The sequence below is a fragment of the Corynebacterium riegelii genome (assembly GCF_001263755.1).
Taxonomy (GTDB): Bacteria; Actinomycetota; Actinomycetes; order Mycobacteriales; family Mycobacteriaceae; genus Corynebacterium; species Corynebacterium riegelii.
Map to the genome: position 1 here is coordinate 1,170,548 of NZ_CP012342.1, position 17,774 is coordinate 1,188,321.

Here is a 17,774-nt window from a genome sequence, read left to right on the forward strand (position 1 = left end):
GGCTAGGGCGTTAACGCCTGCTCGATCTCGCGTGCGGGTGCGGCCATAAGCTTGCCACGGTCTGCGCCGACCAAGCAGTAGTCATTACCGCTGGTCATCGGGCGCAGGTAAGGGTACGTCGGCGGCAGGTTCGGGTTGGCGCGAGTGAATTCGGTTTCCACCCCGCTGGCCCAGCGCCCGGAGAAGGCGCGCGAGGTAACCGCAGGCGCATCACTTTGCAGCAGTTCGCGGTTGCGGGCACTCGTCCCGGCTTCATCTGCAAGAAGAAACGCGGTACCACAGGCAACTGGCACATCGAACGTGTCTTGCACCCTGGCAACGTCTTCGGCCGACCTGATGCCGCCGGCGGCGATCACGGGACCTGTGGCAAACACAAGCAGCTCCTCCAGCGTGCGTTGATCCGGGTCGTCGTGCTGGTTCCACGTGCCGCGGTGCCCGCCAGCGAGCGGGCCTTGGACGATCATGCCGTCCACTCCCCTGCGCTTTGCTTCTGAGATCTCTTCCGGGCTGGTCACGGTTGCCCACGCCTCAGAGCCAACGGCGTGCAGCTGAGCAATCTCCTCCTCACTGAAGCAGCCGAACGTAGACGAGACCACTGCGGGCGCCGCCTCAAGCACTAGGGCGAACTTCTCTGCGTATTCAGTGGCGTAGTCAGAGGTGACTTCGGGAATGGGTTGGTTGAGGTGGGTGGCGGTGGCGTGGACGTCGGCAAGCAAAGGCTCCGGCTGCGGCACAAAGAGGTTCGCACCAAAAGGCGGTGTGCATGCGGCGAGCCACTCGCGGGCCTGTGCGACCGTACACGTGCCAAGCGGGATGAAGCCGAAGCTCACTGCGTTGACCAGCGCGGGTGTGGACGGCCCGCCTGCCATGGGTGCTGCGATCACTCGGGGAAAGTCCATGCGTACATTATAGGGTGTGTTTGGATTTTTCAGACGGAAACGCACCCCGAAGTCCCCGAAAGCCACGAAGCCCCAGCAAGCCGAGTGGCTGGTGGTTGGCCTTGGCAACCCCGGGGAGAAGTATGCGACGACAAGGCATAACGTGGGATTCATGGTGGCCGATGCGCTGCCGGACATTGACCGCGCCGCGGTGATCAAGCCGCAGACGTTTATGAACCTCTCCGGTGAGGCGGTTGCTCCCCTTGCGAAGAAGCTGGGCGTGCCGGCGGAGCGGATCATTGTGATTCATGATGAGCTGGACCTGCCCGTGGGCAAAGTGCGCGTGAAACGCGGCGGCAACGAGAATGGCCACAACGGTCTAAAATCGCTCACCGAGCACCTTGGCACGCGCGACTACCTGCGGGTTCGCGTGGGCATTGCACGCCCGCCAGCTGGGGTTTCGGTGCCGGACTGGGTGCTTTCGCCTATTAGCGCTGACGTGAGCGACCAAATCGAACTTGCCGCCAAAGCCGTCCAGTTGATTATCAGCGAAGGCCTAGAAAAAGCCCAGAATGTGATCCACGCAACTAAGTAGACTGTGGGGCGTGAGCTACCACGCCATGACCAACAGCACATTCCCACCCGCCGACGGCATTTATGAAGCCGAAGATGAAACCACCAGCCAGATTTCCCTCCTGCTCTGCCACGGTTGGAGCCCCGATACAATCAGCTCGTGGCTGGAAGACGAGATGGAGTCCGACCCAGCGCCGCTGATTGAGAAAGTCAGCGCAGAATACGCACGCCTTGTGCCCGAGGCCTCCGAGGACGCCAAACGCATCGAAGCCCTGCGCGAGGCGCTGGCGAAGCGCAACATCTCGTTCTCGTTTGATGAGGGCTACGACAAGGGCGAAGCCGTTGAAGATGGCGGTGAGCGAGCTGAAAAAGCCGGCCACCGCGGCTATACCTACTGCACCCAGCAGGACGTGGACCGTGTCATCCACACAGGGGATCTCCTCTTCGGCTTTGGGGATTACGAAAATCCGAGCCTTGAAACAGATGCCGAAGTTGCCGCCCTGGTTGTTGAAGAGCTCAAAGAGGTCGGCTTTTCCCCTGCGTGGGACGGCAACGCAAATAGGCGTATCGCCTGCTCAGACGTTGTGTTTGAGGTGCCGCTGGCCGACTAGGCCTGACTGGCCCTGGCTAGCTCAGCTGCTGCTCAATATCGCCCAGCACCGTTTCCAAAGACTCGACTTTCACGTCGCGCGGCGCGAATGCGCCGTCCTTGACGTCGTCGAAGATGGACAGTGCGACCTGGTTGCGGATGTCAAACATGGAGAAGTTGGCCACGATCACGCGCCAGTGCTCCACCGCACGGATCGCACTGTCCGCGCCGTAGCCCACGAACGCCACAGGCTTGCCTCGCCATTCAGCGCCGAGTGAGTCGACGGCGTTTTTCATCGTGCCTGGCACCGAGTGGTTGTACTCCGGAGTGACAAAGATGTAGCCGTCGCACGCATCAACGGCCTGCGACCAGCGGGTTACCGCCGGATCCTCGTACTGCTTGTTCGCAGCGCCCGGCGGCACGGTGGCCACGAGGTGCGGCACGTCGAACTCGCGCAGGTCCAGCAATGTGTACTCAAAACCTTCGCGGTTGTGTGCCTTTTCCATCACCCAGTTCGCTACTACTTCACCGAAGCGGCCTTCACGGACGGAACCGAGAAAAACACCAATAGTTTTCTTTTCACTCATACCAACTACTGTATTGAATTTATGAGCACTGTCGCCGAAGCCAAACGCCGCCGCACGTTCGCCGTCATCGCCCACCCCGATGCCGGTAAGTCCACGTTGACGGAGGCGCTGGCGTTGCACGCGCACGTCATTTCAGAGGCTGGCGCGGTGCACGGCAAGGGCAACCGTAAGGCCACGGTCTCTGACTGGATGGACATGGAAAAAGAGCGCGGCATTTCCGTTGCGTCTTCTGCCCTGCAGTTTGAGTACGCGCCAGACGGTCACGAGGGCGAGCCTTACGTAATCAACCTGGTGGATACCCCTGGTCACGCCGACTTTTCCGAGGACACCTACCGTGTGCTTTCCGCGGTTGACGCCGCTGTCATGCTTATCGACGCTGCAAAGGGCCTCGAACCCCAAACCCTAAAGCTCTTCCGCGTGTGCAAAGCCCGCGGTCTGCCCATTGTCACGGTGATTAACAAGTGGGACCGCGTGGGACGTGAGCCGCTTGAGCTGGTGGATGAGATTGTCACCGAGATCGACCTCCAGCCGACCCCGCTGTACTGGCCGGTTGGTGAGGCCGGCGACTTCCGCGGGCTTGCGCACGTTTCCGCTGATGGTGAGGTTGACGGGTATGTGCACTTCATCCGCACCGCCGGCGGCTCCACCATCGCACCCGAGGAGCACTACTCCCCCGACGAGGCCGCCGCCAGGGAAGGCGACGCTTGGGAGACCGCACTTGAAGAGGCGGAGCTTTTGCTTGCCGACGGCGCCGTGCACGACCAGCAACTCTTCGAACAGTGCGTAACGTCCCCGATCATTTTCGCTTCTGCGATGCTGAACTTTGGCGTGCACCAGATCTTGGACACGCTGTGCGCGATTGCGCCTGCCCCTGCAGGTAAAGAGGACCGCGAGTTGGACGATGAGTTCTCCGGCGTGGTGTTCAAGGTGCAGGCTGGTATGGACCGCAACCACCGTGACACGTTGGCGTTTATGCGCGTGGTTACTGGTGAGTTTGATCGCGGCATGCAGGTCACGCACGCCCAGTCCGGCAGGACGTTTTCCACGAAGTACGCGCTGACGGTGTTCGGCCGTTCCCGTGACACAGTGGAAACCGCCTTCCCCGGCGACATCATCGGCCTGGTCAACGCGGGTTCCCTTGCGCCCGGCGACACGATCTTTGCCGGCAAGAAGGTGCAGTTCCCGCCGATGCCGCAGTTCGCGCCGGAGTACTTCCGCACGCTGCGCGCGAAGTCCCTTGGCAAGTACAAGCAGTTCCGCAAGGGCTTGGATCAGCTGGACGCCGAAGGCGTTGTGCAGATCCTGCGCAACGACACGCGCGGCGACGCAGCTCCTGTCATGGCGGCGGTCGGCCCCATGCAGTTCGAAGTCATGCAGGCACGCATGGAGTTGGAGTACAACGTGGAGACCATCACGGAGCCAATCCCCTACTCTGTTGCACGCCGCACCGACGCGGAATCCGCGCCTGAGTTGGGACGCCAGCGTGGCGTAGAGATCTTCACGCGTTCCGACGGCGAGCTCATCGCCCTGTTTGGCGACAAGTGGAAGCTTGCCTTCGTGGAGAAGGAGCACCCGGAGCTGACGATCGAGCCGCTTATTGCGGATTAATCGCTTCGGTTATTGCTTCAGTAACGCTCGCGCCAATCGCTTCCCAGGCGGTTGCGGCGAACTGTTGCGGGTTAAGCCCACCGCAGTTCACGGGCAGGTGACCCCAGTACTGGACGCCTGTAACGCTTGGCAGTTCTGCAACGTTCAGGCGCGTGGCCAGGTCGGGGTGTTCCGGCATGGCTCCGCCGATCAGTCCGAGGACGTCAAGGCCCATGGCTCGCGCCTGTACACACGTGAGCTCTGCAAGGTTGAGACTGCCTAAACCCAGTGATGTCACAACTACTACGGGTGCTTTGAGGGCTTGCGCGATATCTGCAAGCGTGTAGTCATCCGCTAGGCGCACAAGCAGCCCACCTGCACCTTCAACGAGTACGACGCGCTCAGGCGCATCCAGGCTGCGCACCCAGTCTGTGACTTCTTCAAGCGTTGGCGTCGCAACGCCTGCGCGCCGTGCCGCAAGGTTGGGCGCGAGTGGTTCGGGGTAGCGCCAACGCTCAAACGTTGCTACTCCCGCAAGGCGCGCAACGGTAGATGCATCACCGTGGCCGGGCGCTTCCCCAGTTTGGATGGGCTTTGCGGCAACCACATCAACACCGCGCTGCGCAAGCACGCTTGCAATCGCAGCCGTTGCGACGGTTTTCCCAACATCCGTATTTGTCCCAGTAACTGCAATGATCATGCGATGCTCTCCTTCACTGCCGCTGCAACACCGCGGCAGATCTGCGCGATCTCTTCGCTGGTGCAGATGTACGGCGGCATGGTGTAAATCAGTCGACCAAACGGGCGGATCCATACGCCTTGGGCCATGGCCGCTTCGGTTGCTTCCCGCATGGGCGCGTTGTGTTCCAGCTCAACAACACCAATTGCGCCAAGTACTCGCACGTCAGCAACCCCCGGAAGCGAAGCCAGCGGCCGCAGCCCGGCCTCAAGCTCGGCTGCGATGCGCGGCACCTGCATTTGCCACGTCCCTTCAGCAAACATGGCCACGGATTCCGCAGCCACGGCACACGCGAGCGGGTTAGCCATAAACGTCGGGCCGTGCATAAGCGCTTTGGGCTCCATGCCGCGCGCAATTGTTTCGGTGGCAAGTGTCGCCGCAAGCGACATAAACCCACCGGTCATCGCTTTGCCCAGGCACAAAATATCGGGCACAACACCGTTGGACAATGTGGTGAACAGTTGGCCTGTGCGGCCGAACCCGGTGGCGATTTCGTCGGCAATAAGTGGGATGCCAGCATCATCACAAAGCTTGCGCACCCCCTGCACAAGCTCCGCATCGTGAAAGCGCATCCCACCGGCGCCCTGAACCACCGGCTCAATAATGATCCCGGCGATCTTCTCATCAATCAGGGAACCAAGATGCTCCAGGTAGTGAGCTATTTCGCTTGCCGACGCCCCACGCACCGGCGGAGCCTTCGCAAACACCTGAGGCTTTAGCGCATCACCCCACATGGCGTGCATCCCGCCCTCCGGATCGCACACACTCATCGTGGCAAACGTGTCACCGTGGTAGCCAGAACGCCACGTGAGAAACGTCGTGCGTTCGGGGTGTCCTTGGCCGATGGCGTACTGCAGCGCCATCTTCATCGCCACCTCCACGGAAACTGAGCCCGAGTCTGAGTAAAACACCTGGCTGAAGTTGTTGCCGGTGAGGTTGAGCAAGCGTTGCGTCAGCATTGCCGCAGGCTCGTGCGTAAGGCCCCCGAACATGACGTGGCTCATTGTGGAGATTTGTGATTCTGCGGCGGCAACCAGGCGCGGGTTGGAGTGGCCGTGGGCGGCGGCCCACCAGGATGACATGGCGTCGATGAGCACGCGGCCGTCGACAAGCCTGATGCTCGTGCCGGCAGCACTGGCAACAGGGTAGGTGAATTGGCCGGGCTCGGCGTAGGGGTGCCAGATGTGTGCGGCGTCGATGGCGGCGATGTCGCGGGCGTGCATTAAAGCCTTCCTTGAACGCTGTTCAACATTCTTGTGAAAAACGATCCTAACACCGCCGTAGGTGTTGCATACTGCTGTTCATGCAAAAAATTGAACACCGTTCAAGCGTGGTGGCCGCCCTTGCCGGCGTGGAAGCCTGGGAGCGCTTCAGCTTCTACGGCATGCAGGCAATTTTGGTCTACTACCTCTACCGAAACCTAGGCATGGCAGAGGCCGATGCCACGGCACTTATCGGCGCCTACGGTGCAAGTTTGTACCTCTGCACATTTGCGGGCGGCTGGATCGGCGACCGGGTCCTAGGCCCAGAACGCACCTTGCTCACCGGCTGCGGATTGCTGGTCGCTGGCCACGTTGCGCTCGCGCTGATCCCTGGTTTTACGGGCGTTGGCGTAGGACTCATCTTGGTGGCGCTTGGTTCTGGTTTCCTAAAAACCGCAGCGATCACGCTGCTCGGTATGGCGTATCCGGCGTCCTCGGGTCGCCGTGACGCTGCGTTTCAGATCTTCTACCTCGGTATTAACCTCGGCGCACTTTTCGGCCCGCTACTTACCGGCTGGTTGTCCGAACGCTACAGCTTCCACGTCGGCTTCGGTGCCGCTGCAATCTTGATGATCATCGGCGCGATCTTCTATGCCGCGCTGCGCCCTCGCGTTATCGACGCACTGGGACGCGATGCGATCGGCCGCCCCACCCACACTGCCCCAGCACGCACCGTCGCCTCGGCCGTTGTGTCCACAACCGCCCTAGTCGTGCTTGCCATTGTTTTTCTGCCCCCGGCACGGCTTGTTCTCATCCTGTTGGTATGTACCGTCGCGGCTGCAGCCACATTGTTCATCCAAGCGCTGACCTCCCCGAACACCACCGCGGCGGAGCGAGCGCGCGTGCGCCAGTTCATTCCGCTCTTTGTGTGCTCGACCGCGTACTGGGGTCTGTTCGCACAAACCGCTGGCGTCTTTGCGGTGTATTCGGACCAGCGCCTAGACCGAACCATTGGCAGTTTCACCGTGCCGGCATCCTGGATGCAGTCCCTGAACCCGCTCTACATTTTGCTCTTCTCCCTGCCCATCGCGGCACTGTTGAGCCGCTTTTCGCCGCGCAAGCACACGGTGATGGGTGGCGGTTTGGCACTCGCTGGCGCTGGCATGTTCATTCTGTTGCCGTTTGTCGGCGCAACGGCGCCAATTGCAGCGCTAGCGGCATGCGTTTTGTGCATGTCGCTCGGAGAGTTGTTCATCGGCCCCATCGGCATGTCCTCTACCGGCGCATACGCGCCTGAGGCGTTTCGCACCAGGTTTTCAGCGCTCTACTTCCTCACCATGGCTATTGGCACCTCGCTTGCGGGTACCGCGTCATCGTTCTACGACCCCACCGACCCCGCTGCTGAACGTGCCTACCTCATCGCAGTCGGCATGGTGCCGGTGGTTATTGGGTTGGCGGTTGTGGTGGGTGCATTGCGGCGTCGTCAAGCTGCTGCGTAGTGCTCTCCTGAAGGATTTCGGCGGCGGCACGGTCGGTCCAGCGCCTGGTTTTCAACCGCCAGGCAGCTCCCCGGTTGGAGCGCGGCGGCGCCTGGATGTTGCGACTTGCGTCCATACCCGCTTGCAGTTCCTTGGAACGCAGCACTTCAGCGTCAATTTTCACGCCTTCTAACAGCACAATGTTCATCAGCCAGATCAGCGCCAGCACAGCAAGCACCGTTCCGAATGCCCCGTAGGTAGTGCGGATGCCAACGTACTTCAGGTACAGGCCAAACGACATCCACAACCCCGCGATCACCAGCAGCGCGGTTGCTGATCCCAGAGTGAGCACGCGGAAACGTCCCGGTTTTACGTTTGGCGCAAAGTAGTACAGCACGGACACCAGCGCGATGGATACCACCGCAATGACCGGTCCGCGCAGATATGCCCACACCGGTAAGAAAATGGAGGTCAGGTAGTCCAGTTCCTCCTGCAGCTGCAGTGGTCTGGCAATCGGGCCAAGCACCGCGTTCACAATGGAATCGGTCAGCAGCGCACCAAGAATGATCAGCACCGCGCCGACCACCATGACCAGCGTGACCAGCCACATAGTTAGCCACGTCACCACAATCGGGCGGCCCTCAGTGCGGCCGTAAATCAGGTTCGCGTTGCGCGAAAACGAACGCACATACGCCGAGGCAGACAGCAGCGAGATAATCACGGACACCGCAAGCGCGATGGTGCTTTCCGCCGGCGTGCCAACAATAACGGAGATTAACCGGAATGCTTCTTCTTGCAGTTGCACCGGCACGTACTGGGCGATGAGGTCCGCGATGATGGAATCGGCCATCTCATCGCTACTAGGCATAAGCAGGCTGAACATGGAGTAGGCGGCGAGCAACATCGGCGCCACCGACAGCAGGGTGTAATAGGTCAAGGTAGCGGCACGGTCCACCATTGCGTCGTTGGAAAAGTCTGTGACCACGCGACGGAAGAGCGATTTCCACCCGGCGCGCGTGAGTCGGTTATCGCGCCGCAGCGGTGTCTCGTAGTCATACGAGGTGACAACCAGGTCGCCAGTGCCGTACGACACGACCATATCCACGCGGTGCGATTCAGACATACTGGTCACCTTATACACTCACTCACTGCGTCCGAGGTGGCCGCCGCATCGGTTTTCAGGTTGCACGTTTTCTGGTAGAACCGTAGATAAAGTTCACAACACCTTGTTGCTAAAAGGAGTTTTTGATGAAGTCCCTCTACAGAGCCGCAGTCTTCTACCTCGCATTCGGCCTCATCTCCGGCGTGTTCTACCGCGAGTTCACCCGCGCCAACGACTTCCCGGAAGGCCAGTTCACCCAGCTCGGCGTCACGCACACGCATCTTCTTGCACTGGGCTTCATGATGTTCCTCATTTTCCTCGCCTTGGAAAAGGTCTTCACCTTTTCACGTGACAAGAAGCTTTTCAACGCTTTCTTCTGGCTATACAACGCTGGCCTGCTCACCACCGTCGGCATGCTGATCTTCCACGGCTCCCTGACAGTGCTGGGTAAGGAGTCGGGTGCGGCAGTTTCTGGCATCGCAGGTTTGGGCCACATCATGCTCACCATCGCGCTGATCATCTTCATCGTGCTGCTTGGCCGAGCAATCGATAACCCCGTTCGCTCCCCTGAGGCAGCACCAGCAAACTAACGCGCTACCCTCGCGGCATGAGCACTCTCACGCCGATCCAGCAACGTCTCACCGACCGCTTCTTCCGCTACGTCCGCACGGAAAGCCAATCTGACGCATCAGCAACCACGGTCCCGTCCACCGAAAGCCAGTGGACATTTGCGCGTTTGCTTGTCAGTGAGCTCACCAACGCCGGGGCCACCAACGTCGAACTGTCGGACACGTGTGTGGTCACGGCCAAGATTCCCGGCACCGGCAAAGGCCCTGCGATCGGCTTCTGCTCCCACCTGGACACGGTGGATGTCAACCTCTCCCCAACGGTGAACCCGCAGCTCACTCACTTCGACGGCAGCGACATTTGTCTCAACGCCGAACGTGATCTGTGGCTGCGCACCGCCGAACACCCGGAACTTGCAGCGTACAAGGGCGAGCCGATCGCCCACACGGACGGCACGAGCGTGCTTGGTGCGGATGACAAAGCCGGCGTGACCGCCATCATGGAAGCAGTCACCGAACTTGGCGGCCAGGCACCACAGGGAGACATCTACATCGCGTTCGTCCCAGACGAAGAGATCGGCCTGCGTGGTGTGCGCACCATTGACTTTGACCGCTTCCCCGTCGATTACGCCTACACCGTCGACGGCGGCGAGCTTGGTGAGGTCGTTGAGACCACGTTCAACGCCGCCACCGCCACCATCACCATCGCAGGTGTCAGCGCCCACCCAATGAACGCGAAGGGCAATCTGGTCAACCCGATCACGTTAGCAATGGAGTTTGCCAACCAGCTCAATCCGCAGGAAACCCCCGAGCACACCGAAGGCCGCGAAGGCTTCATCTGGCTCAACCACATCGACGGCAACCAGTCCACTTGCACAATACAGTTGAGCATCCGCGACCACGACCGCGCAGGCTACGACGAGAAGAAGCAACGTTTGCGCTCGCTTGCCGGCAATCTTGCCGACGCCCACCCGCGCGCCGACATCACCTGCGACATCGAAGATGTGTACGCGAACGTTTCCGACGCGAAGACTCCAGAGAACTCCGTCGGCTCCGAGTGACTGCACGCGACGATGCGCCGCCTCGGCATCGAGATCAAGGAGATTGACATGCGCGGCGGCACCGACGGGTCGTGGCTATCCAACCAGGGTATTTACACCCCGAATTACTTCACCGGCGCGCACAACTTCCACTCGATCTACGAGTTTTTGCCGGTGCCCTCCCTCGAGCGCTGCTACGAACTCACCCTCGCCTTGATGTGCGGCGAATAACCCCGCCGTTTGGCCACACAACCACGTGCTTTGCGCACTATGTCTCAATTTCCTCTACCGAGCGCTTGTGCGTCGTGTTCGTTAGTACCACTAGACTCGCTGCACATGGGTTTCTTTGACCGATTTTTCAACCGGGTTCCAACGGTTCGGGTGGCACACCTTTCTGTCCACACCGCCAACCTTTCGCCGGACACTGATGAAAAACTGGTCATTATTACCACTACCCCGCCGGGTCTCGACGCGTTGCGGAAGTTTCGGGGCCCGGTGCAGTTGCTTGCCGACGCCCCCACGTCCCGCCCCGTCACCTTCACCCCCACCGATTCCGCTTCGGATCCAACACTTGATCCAAAAACCGGGTGGATTATTCCGGTGACCGACCAAACCGCAGCTGAGCTGGCCGCACTTCCACCTGGTCCGGGCCAGTACGAGCTGGAAAGCATCCACCTTGGTCTAGTGGTTGAAGATTAACTGCTGTATTTCTTCCGGCCATTCGTCTTCCGGTGCGTATTCTTCGTCCCAACCTTCGTCTGGTTCTCGGACAGGCGGTGTCGGCCCGAAAAAGTCTGATATTTTCGGTTCCCTCACCGGCTCAGGTAGCACCGCCTTGACCGGGAATTGAAGGCCGTATTCTTCCTCCAACGCTGCGATCTGAGCATTGGCCAGGTCAAGGTCGTGGTGGTTATCAAAATCATCCAGGATTTTGTGGCCTTTGGCGTAAAACTGCGCCACTTTACTGCGACGCTGACGCACTTGCTCAAGATTGCTCTTCCACCGCGGGGCCTGTGCCTGGGTGTTGTGCGCGATCAAGCTATCCGGCGTGCAGGTTTCATACGTACCGTTGGAAAACAGCCACAAGATTTCACCCGTATCCGGGTCCGGTACATAGAAACCACGCTTATCGGTCTTCAAGTTATGGTGCTTTTGACACAACGGATACAAGTTACTCGGCGTGGTTTTCCCACCCTGGCCAAACGGGATCCGGTGATCCAACTGGCACCTCAGTGACGGCACACTGCATCCCGGGAATACACAATGCGTGTGGCGTGCGCAGACGACGCGTCGCATTGCTTCGGTTGGGGTGTAGCTATCCGTATGTGCTTGAAGTTCTGCCTCCATATCCACTTCGGTGATTTTCGCTGACGCCAGCAGGTCGTCTAATGCTGCGGTGGCTTCTGGGGTTAAGGCGCCGACACCTGGCACATAGGCTGGCCCACCAGCCTTACGGCCCTTCGGCACAAACACGTGCAGCGTGGTTTTCGTTGGGGTGATCTCACCGGAAAGTAGTTTCACCATCGCATCGGCCATGGAGGTTTTATGTTCCCGTGCAGTCGCTAGCACGTGGTCTCGCACCACACGCGCAATCAACGGGTTCGTCGCCAGTGTGACCAATGTTTTCACAGTCCCTGTGTATGCAGATTCCTCAAACGTCAACACGTCATCACCAGCATGTGTCTGCGCTGTGCGTTGCTGACGCCTTTTTGGTTGGTAGGCACAGGTTGGGTCGATGCGTTTGATCATCTCCCGGATACGACGGGTAATCGTGGTGGTTTGTGGAGTGTGTTGCCCAGGCCGTTTCGGAGTAAACGTTTCGGTAAGCATTGCGTCGAATTCGGCATACGCCTCATCAGTGATCTCTGGGCCAAGTTCAGCAAGCACGGTATCGATAGCACGTAAATGCTGCAGATCCATCACCCGGGTCTCAGCCTGGAGTGCTCGTAGCTTCGGTAAGTGTTGCAGGCGTGCATGGGAGAAGATCGCTTGCTCAACCGAGCTTTTAGTCCAGCCGGTTGCTTCCCTCATGGCCACCACAGTCACGTCGAAGTCATCAATATCAACACTTGCCCCGGGTGTGGCGAAGTGCCCGAAGGCATTCCAGTAAATATCGCGAATACCTTGACTAAACGTGCTTAGTGGATCCTCTGGCCGCTGTGTGCGGAAGTATGGTTCGCCCACGGTGTACCCCCATTGCTGCTTTGCTCTTTATTTTGTTCCCCTAATTATACCGCCAAATCGTTCGACGCACAAGTCCTAAACCAGGATTTATTGCATTGATTTTCGTTTATGCATTCGGTAGGCACACTAGCGGTTGCATTCAGTATACTCACCGATCACACACGCCCCTGACCAGCAAAAACAGAACATTCCCCGTCTCATCAGGCGGACCACAACTTGCGCGGGTAACGTAAGCGGGAAGTGTTCTCGGACAAAATGACTGGAGTGAACAGGTGAAGATTGCAGTACTCGGCGGAGATGGTTTTTGCGGCTGGCCGGCATCGCTGCACCTTTCGGACATTGGCCATGACGTGGTGATTGTGGACAATCTGTCCCGCCGCGCCATTGACAAGGAGTTGGGTGCAGAATCGCTTACGCCGATTGCAAGCATCGAAGACCGCCTGGCTGCTTGGAAGGAGGTCTCCGGCAAGGAGATCGGCTTCCAAAACATTGACGTTGCACAGGATTTCGAGGGCCTGCTCACGTTCATTCAGGACTACAAGCCGGATGTGGTCATCCACTTCGCGGAGCAGCGTGCTGCGCCGTATTCCATGAAGAACAACCGCACCAAGCGCTACACGGTGGACAATAACGTCAACGCCACCCACAACCTGCTGGTGGCCGTGGTTGAATCCGGCCTGGATGTCCACATCGTCCACCTGGGCACCATGGGCGTGTACGGCTATGGCACCGCTGGAATGAAGATCCCGGAAGGCTACTTGGATGTGCAGGTGGATGCGGGTGAGAATGGCGTCGTCAAGCAGGAGATCCTCTACCCCACCAACCCTGGCTCTGTCTATCACATGACCAAGGTGCTGGATCAGAATCTGTTTGCGTACTACGCCAAGAATGACCAGCTGCGGATCACGGACCTGCACCAGGGCATCATCTGGGGCACGCATACGCCGCAGACGGAGCGCGATGAGCGTCTGATCAACCGCTTTGATTACGACGGTGACTACGGCACCGTCCTCAATCGCTTCCTCATGCAGGCCGCGGTTGGCTACCCGCTGACCGTCCACGGCACCGGCGGCCAGACTCGCGCATTCATCCACATTCGTGACATGGCGAAGTGCATCCAGCTCGCAGTGGAGAACCCGCCAGCTAAGGGCGAGCGCGTGAAGATCTTCAACCAGATGACGGAGACCCACCGCGTGCGCGACCTGGCGCAGCTGATTGGCAAAATCTCGGGCGCTGAGGTGCAGATGGTGCCGAACCCGCGCAACGAGGCTGCGGAAAACGAGCTGTTTGTTGCGAACGACACGTTCATCGGCCTCGGCCTTGAACCGACCTTTCTGGCAGAGGGCCTGCTTACGGAGGTTGAGGACGTCGCACGCAAGTACGCCGACCGCGTGGACCGCACCAAGATCCCGGCTCGTTCCCTGTGGACGAAGGCCCAGCACGAGGGTGTGCCTGAGGGCGAGCGCTAGTGCGCATCGCGGTTATCACCGAGGTTTTCCTGCCCAAAATTGACGGTGTGGTCACCCGCGTGACCCGCCACCTTGAGCAGCTCGCCGAGCTCGGCCATGAGGTGTTGATCTTCGCCACCGGTGACGCGCCGAAGGAGTATGCGGGCTTTGAGGTGGTGCGTGTGCCGTCGCTAAGCCTGCCGGTGTACCCGGAAGTAAAGTTCGGCGTGCTCACCCCGCAGGTGCCTCGGCGCCTAGCGCAGTTTAAACCCGATGTGGTGCACCTGGTCAACCCGATTTGGACGGCTGGGTGGGCGAGCTACATCGTGCAGGCGCAAGGTGTGCCGATGGTGGCATCGTTCCACACCGATGTGCCGGAATACTGCCTCAAGCTGGGCATTCCTTGGGTAAAACCGATCGCTGAGTGGGGGCTTCGCACTTTCCATGGCAAGGCCGCCTACAACCTGGTCACGTCGGGTCCAATGATGGATAAGGCCGCGCACTACGGCATTGACAACGTCGAGCTGTGGCCAAAAGCAGTGGATACGGCAAGCTTCGCGCCGGAAAAAGCTACTCGTGAGATGCGCGACATGCTTAGCGACGGCAACCCCGACGCCCCCCTTGTCATCTTCGTCGGCCGCGTATCCGCTGAAAAGTCCGTCGAGCGCTGCCTGCCAATCATGGAGAAGCTGCGCGAACGCATTCCAAACGCACGCCTAGCGGTGGTTGGTGAGGGCCCGCAGTACAAAGAGGTCCAGCGCACCTTCAAACGCGATTGGATCACGCTGACCGGCTACCTCTCCGGCGCTGACCTGAACGCGGCTTACGCGTCCGGCGACGTGCTGTTGTTCCCCTCCACCACCGAAACTTTAGGCTTCGCCGCCCTTGAGGCCTTCGCCTCTGGCGTGCCGGTGGTTGCGGCGAACGCGGGCGGCCTGCCATTTGTAGTGGCCGACGGGGAGACAGGGTTCCTAGTGGACCCCGCACTCCCCGATTCCGAATGGGCGGACAAGCTAGAGCTTTTGCTTAGCGACGCCCACCTGCACTCCACCATGTCCGCCGCCGCCCGCGAGGAGGCCCTCAAGTGGAACTGGCGTAGTTCCACTGAGGCCGTGGTAGAGATCTACCGAAAAGCGCTGACTTAGAGCCTTATTTAAAGCTCAGACGGAGCCACGCGCGGCGGGTAGATCTTCGGGCGCACGCCGGCAATGTCCTCCACCACGCGGATGACCTGGTGGGAGTAGCCGTACTCGTTGTCGTACCAAACGTAGAGCACGAGGTGCTTGCCGGAAGCGATCGTGGCAAGACCATCAACCACACCAGCATGGGTGGTACCCAGCAGGTCCGTGGAGACAACCTCCGGGGAGTGGATGTAGTCGATCTGCTGACGCAGCTCCGAGTCGGTGGAGACGCGGCGCAGGAAGTTGTTCACCTCGTCCTTTTCCACCTCGGTCTCCAGCTCCAGGTTGATCACAGCCATGGAGACGTCCGGCGTAGGAACGCGGATTGCGTTACCGGTCAGCTTGCCCTCAAACTCCGGCAGTGCCTTGGACACGGCCTTCGCGGCACCGGTTTCGGTGAGCACCATGTTCAGGCCAGCGGCACGTCCACGGCGATCGCCCTTGTGGAAGTTGTCGGCCAGGTTCTGGTCATTGGTGTATGCGTGGACTGTTTCCACGTGGCCGTGGTTGACGCCGTAGCGGTCATTGATCACCTTCAGCACCGGGGTGATGCCGTTGGTGGTGCAGGATGCTGCGGAGAGCACGCGCTCCTCCCCGATCATGTCCTGGTTGATGCCATAGACGATGTTCGGGATGTCGCCCTTGCCCGGAGCGGTCAGCAGCACGCGGTCCACGCCCTTGGACTCCAGATGCTTGGACAGGCCGTCACGGTCGCGCCACACACCAGTGTTGTCAACGACGATGGCGTTGTTGATGCCGTACTGCGTGTAGTCAATCTCAGCCGGGTTGTTGGCGTAGATCATCTGGATCGGGGTGCCGTTAGCCCAAATGATGTCGTTCTCACGGTCCACGGTGATCGTGCCGTTGAACGGGCCGTGGACAGAGTCACGGCGCAGCAGCGAAGCACGCTTCACAATGTCTGCCTCGCCCTTGCTGCGCACCACCACAGCGCGCAGGCGCACGCCACCATAGGTTGCCTCACGAGCAATTAGGATACGAGCCAGCAGGCGGCCGATGCGACCGAAGCCGTAGAGCACAACGTCACGCGCCTCAAGCTCAGAAGAGGTGCCGACAACGTCAGCCAGCTGCTCCTCCAGGAATGCGCGCATGTCCTGGCCATTGGACTCGCGGTACAGGCGTGCAAGACGGCCCAAGTCGATGGATGCGGTGCCCAGGTCCATCTCCACCAGCTCCTGGAGGATCGGCAGGGTCTCATCCAGCGGCAGCTCCGTCTCTTCAATACGGCGGGCGTAGCGGTGGGCCTTGATCACGTCAATGTCCGTCACCCCCACCAGCAGACGGCCATAGATGGAAGTCACCGCGTTATGTTCGCGGTGCAGACGGCTGATCAGCGGCAGCATCTGCTGCGCCAGCTCGATCTTATGGTTCCAATCATCACGGTGGTTGACGGTCTCGGTCACGGACGCTCCTTGCGGTGAGTGTTAGAAGTGAATGAGTGTTGGCAAAAACCGGTTCTATTCTACCGGTTTTTACACAGCTAGCGCAGCACCTTGCGGTACTTATCCGGGTCAGGCTGCGGGGCGAAGCTTGGGCTTTGATCCTTATCAACGAGCACCGCACGCACCCCTTCCGCAAAGTCAGGTTCACGGCGCATCAATTCCGCCAAGACACGCTCGTTTTCCAGCGCATCTTCCAGGTTGAGTTTCGCGTTTGCCTCGAACAGTTCGGCGGTGGCCACCAACGCTGAAGGCGAAGCCTGCTTGGTCAGCTCGCGCACCAAGGCAGCAAACTCGGGGTCTGCGTTGTCCAGTCGCGCATCAATCTCGGCCCAGGAGCCGTCAAACGTGCGCTCGATGTCGTCGAACCATTGGGAAAGGGCGCTGGGGTTGGTCGGCGTGGCGTCGATAAGCAGACTGCCCTCAGGTGTGAGAACCCCATCGAGCGAGGCGACCTTGTGGGTAGCAAGGCCAAGCTCACACATGTCATCGGGGGTGAGGCGGTAGCCGGTCAGGCCGAGGAACTTGCCCAGGTTTTTGGACGGGCGGCCGGGGAGGTTTTGCAGCGTCCAGCTCATGCCAACGTCCGTGATGAAGCCGATGTTCATCTCGGGCATGGACGCGAACGCACCTTCGGCGACTACGAACTGCGAGCCGTGGGCGGAAATACCCATGCCTCCGCCCATGTTGACGCCGCTGACCAGCGCTGTGTACGGCTTCGGGTACTCCGCAATGAATTGGTTCATTTTGTACTCGACGGCGAAGAACTCATCGATGAGTTCCTGATTGCCCTGCAGAATCTGCTCGCGAGCGGCCTTCACATCGCCGCCGGAGCAGAAGTGTTTCGAGTTAGACAGGACTACAACTTGCTCAATGGCATCATCGGTAGCCCAGCTGCGCAGCGTGGAATCGAAGATTTTGATCATGTCATAGTCCAGCGAGTTCAACGCTTTCGGACGGTTCAGGGTGAGTACGCCAGTTGTACCGCGGACTTCAACAAGAACCTTGGACTCATCATTCAGCTCTGAAGCGTGCGTTGCATTCATGCCTAATAGTGTTGCACATCACAAGCCATTGTGGGGAAGAAATCAACCTTTCGTCTAATTGAACTTAGGTAAGGCTTGCCTTTATCGTTAAGGGAAATTACCCATCCTTCCAAGGAG

Annotated in this window: 18 protein-coding genes; 10 read left to right on the forward strand and 8 right to left on the reverse strand. The window is 59.7% G+C overall.

Features of this window, described 5'->3' with window-relative positions; genetic code table 11:
• Positions 1-2: 2 nt before the first annotated feature.
• The gene (locus tag AK829_RS05675) at positions 3-899 is read right to left on the reverse strand and encodes an NAD(P)H-dependent flavin oxidoreductase (protein WP_052204983.1); all 897 of its coding nucleotides are present in this window, start codon (positions 897-899) and stop codon (positions 3-5) included.
• Between the two features lie 16 nt (positions 900-915).
• Here AK829_RS05675 and pth point away from each other — a divergent pair, with 16 nt between their 5' ends.
• Both pth and AK829_RS05685 read left to right on the forward strand, forming a co-directional pair.
• Positions 916-1,473, forward strand: coding sequence for an aminoacyl-tRNA hydrolase (gene pth / locus AK829_RS05680; protein WP_052204985.1), 558 nt, complete (start codon positions 916-918; stop codon positions 1,471-1,473).
• Between the two features lie 10 nt (positions 1,474-1,483).
• Positions 1,484-2,062 carry a DUF6891 domain-containing protein gene (locus AK829_RS05685; RefSeq protein ID WP_052204986.1) on the forward strand — a complete coding sequence of 193 codons (579 nt, stop codon included), beginning with the start codon at positions 1,484-1,486 and terminating at the stop codon, positions 2,060-2,062.
• Between the two features lie 16 nt (positions 2,063-2,078).
• Here the strand turns inward: AK829_RS05685 and AK829_RS05690 are convergent, their stop codons facing one another.
• Complete coding sequence (locus tag AK829_RS05690) at positions 2,079-2,627, reverse strand: NADPH-dependent FMN reductase (protein WP_052204988.1); 549 nt, start codon at positions 2,625-2,627, stop codon at positions 2,079-2,081.
• 21 nt (positions 2,628-2,648) lie between these two features.
• On the opposite strand from AK829_RS05690, the gene AK829_RS05695 reads away from it, so the two are divergent.
• Positions 2,649-4,235, forward strand: coding sequence for a peptide chain release factor 3 (locus AK829_RS05695; protein WP_052204989.1), 1,587 nt, complete (start codon positions 2,649-2,651; stop codon positions 4,233-4,235).
• Here AK829_RS05695 and bioD read toward each other — a convergent pair.
• Positions 4,222-4,914 carry a dethiobiotin synthase gene (gene bioD / locus AK829_RS05700; protein WP_052204990.1) on the reverse strand — a complete coding sequence of 231 codons (693 nt, stop codon included), beginning with the start codon at positions 4,912-4,914 and terminating at the stop codon, positions 4,222-4,224. The genes AK829_RS05695 and bioD overlap by 14 nt on opposite strands.
• The gene (locus AK829_RS05705) at positions 4,911-6,176 is read right to left on the reverse strand and encodes an adenosylmethionine--8-amino-7-oxononanoate transaminase (protein ID WP_052204991.1); all 1,266 of its coding nucleotides are present in this window, start codon (positions 6,174-6,176) and stop codon (positions 4,911-4,913) included. Before AK829_RS05705 ends, bioD begins: the two co-directional genes overlap by 4 nt.
• Positions 6,177-6,256: 80 nt before the next feature.
• Here AK829_RS05705 and AK829_RS05710 point away from each other — a divergent pair, with 80 nt between their 5' ends.
• A complete protein-coding gene (locus AK829_RS05710) occupies positions 6,257-7,654 on the forward strand; it encodes a peptide MFS transporter (RefSeq protein WP_052204992.1) in 1,398 nt (465 codons plus the stop codon).
• Here AK829_RS05710 and AK829_RS05715 read toward each other — a convergent pair.
• Positions 7,599-8,756 (reverse strand): YihY/virulence factor BrkB family protein, encoded by a 1,158-nt coding sequence (locus tag AK829_RS05715; RefSeq protein WP_083439764.1) that lies wholly within the window; start codon positions 8,754-8,756, stop codon positions 7,599-7,601. The genes AK829_RS05710 and AK829_RS05715 overlap by 56 nt on opposite strands.
• A gap of 125 nt (positions 8,757-8,881) precedes the next feature.
• Between AK829_RS05715 and AK829_RS05720 the strand changes: the two genes are divergently transcribed.
• The 4 genes from AK829_RS05720 to AK829_RS05730 all read left to right on the forward strand — a co-directional run bounded on the left by AK829_RS05720 (position 8,882) and on the right by AK829_RS05730 (position 11,040).
• Positions 8,882-9,325 carry a DUF2871 domain-containing protein gene (locus AK829_RS05720; protein ID WP_052204993.1) on the forward strand — a complete coding sequence of 148 codons (444 nt, stop codon included), beginning with the start codon at positions 8,882-8,884 and terminating at the stop codon, positions 9,323-9,325.
• 17 nt (positions 9,326-9,342) lie between these two features.
• Positions 9,343-10,362 (forward strand): peptidase T, encoded by a 1,020-nt coding sequence (locus AK829_RS05725; protein ID WP_198147796.1) that lies wholly within the window; start codon positions 9,343-9,345, stop codon positions 10,360-10,362.
• A 12-nt stretch (positions 10,363-10,374) separates the two neighbouring features.
• Positions 10,375-10,572 (forward strand): hypothetical protein, encoded by a 198-nt coding sequence (locus tag AK829_RS12660; protein ID WP_198147797.1) that lies wholly within the window; start codon positions 10,375-10,377, stop codon positions 10,570-10,572.
• A 150-nt stretch (positions 10,573-10,722) separates the two neighbouring features.
• Positions 10,723-11,040 (forward strand): hypothetical protein, encoded by a 318-nt coding sequence (locus AK829_RS05730; protein ID WP_157045297.1) that lies wholly within the window; start codon positions 10,723-10,725, stop codon positions 11,038-11,040.
• On the opposite strand, the gene AK829_RS05735 is transcribed toward AK829_RS05730, so the two are convergent.
• Positions 11,023-12,525 (reverse strand): HNH endonuclease signature motif containing protein, encoded by a 1,503-nt coding sequence (locus AK829_RS05735; protein ID WP_052204995.1) that lies wholly within the window; start codon positions 12,523-12,525, stop codon positions 11,023-11,025. The genes AK829_RS05730 and AK829_RS05735 overlap by 18 nt on opposite strands.
• Before the next feature lie 272 nt (positions 12,526-12,797).
• On the opposite strand from AK829_RS05735, the gene AK829_RS05740 reads away from it, so the two are divergent.
• Positions 12,798-13,994, forward strand: coding sequence for an NAD-dependent epimerase/dehydratase family protein (locus AK829_RS05740; RefSeq protein WP_052204996.1), 1,197 nt, complete (start codon positions 12,798-12,800; stop codon positions 13,992-13,994).
• Complete coding sequence (locus tag AK829_RS05745; protein ID WP_052204997.1) at positions 13,994-15,118, forward strand: glycosyltransferase family 4 protein; 1,125 nt, start codon at positions 13,994-13,996, stop codon at positions 15,116-15,118. The genes AK829_RS05740 and AK829_RS05745 overlap by 1 nt, the downstream gene beginning before the upstream one ends.
• An 8-nt stretch (positions 15,119-15,126) precedes the next feature.
• Here the strand turns inward: AK829_RS05745 and AK829_RS05750 are convergent, their stop codons facing one another.
• Both AK829_RS05750 and AK829_RS05755 read right to left on the reverse strand, forming a co-directional pair.
• Positions 15,127-16,575 carry a glyceraldehyde-3-phosphate dehydrogenase gene (locus AK829_RS05750; protein ID WP_052204998.1) on the reverse strand — a complete coding sequence of 483 codons (1,449 nt, stop codon included), beginning with the start codon at positions 16,573-16,575 and terminating at the stop codon, positions 15,127-15,129.
• Positions 16,576-16,652: 77 nt separating this feature from the next.
• The gene (locus AK829_RS05755) at positions 16,653-17,657 is read right to left on the reverse strand and encodes a 3-hydroxyisobutyryl-CoA hydrolase (RefSeq protein ID WP_052204999.1); all 1,005 of its coding nucleotides are present in this window, start codon (positions 17,655-17,657) and stop codon (positions 16,653-16,655) included.
• Positions 17,658-17,774: the final 117 nt, after the last annotated feature.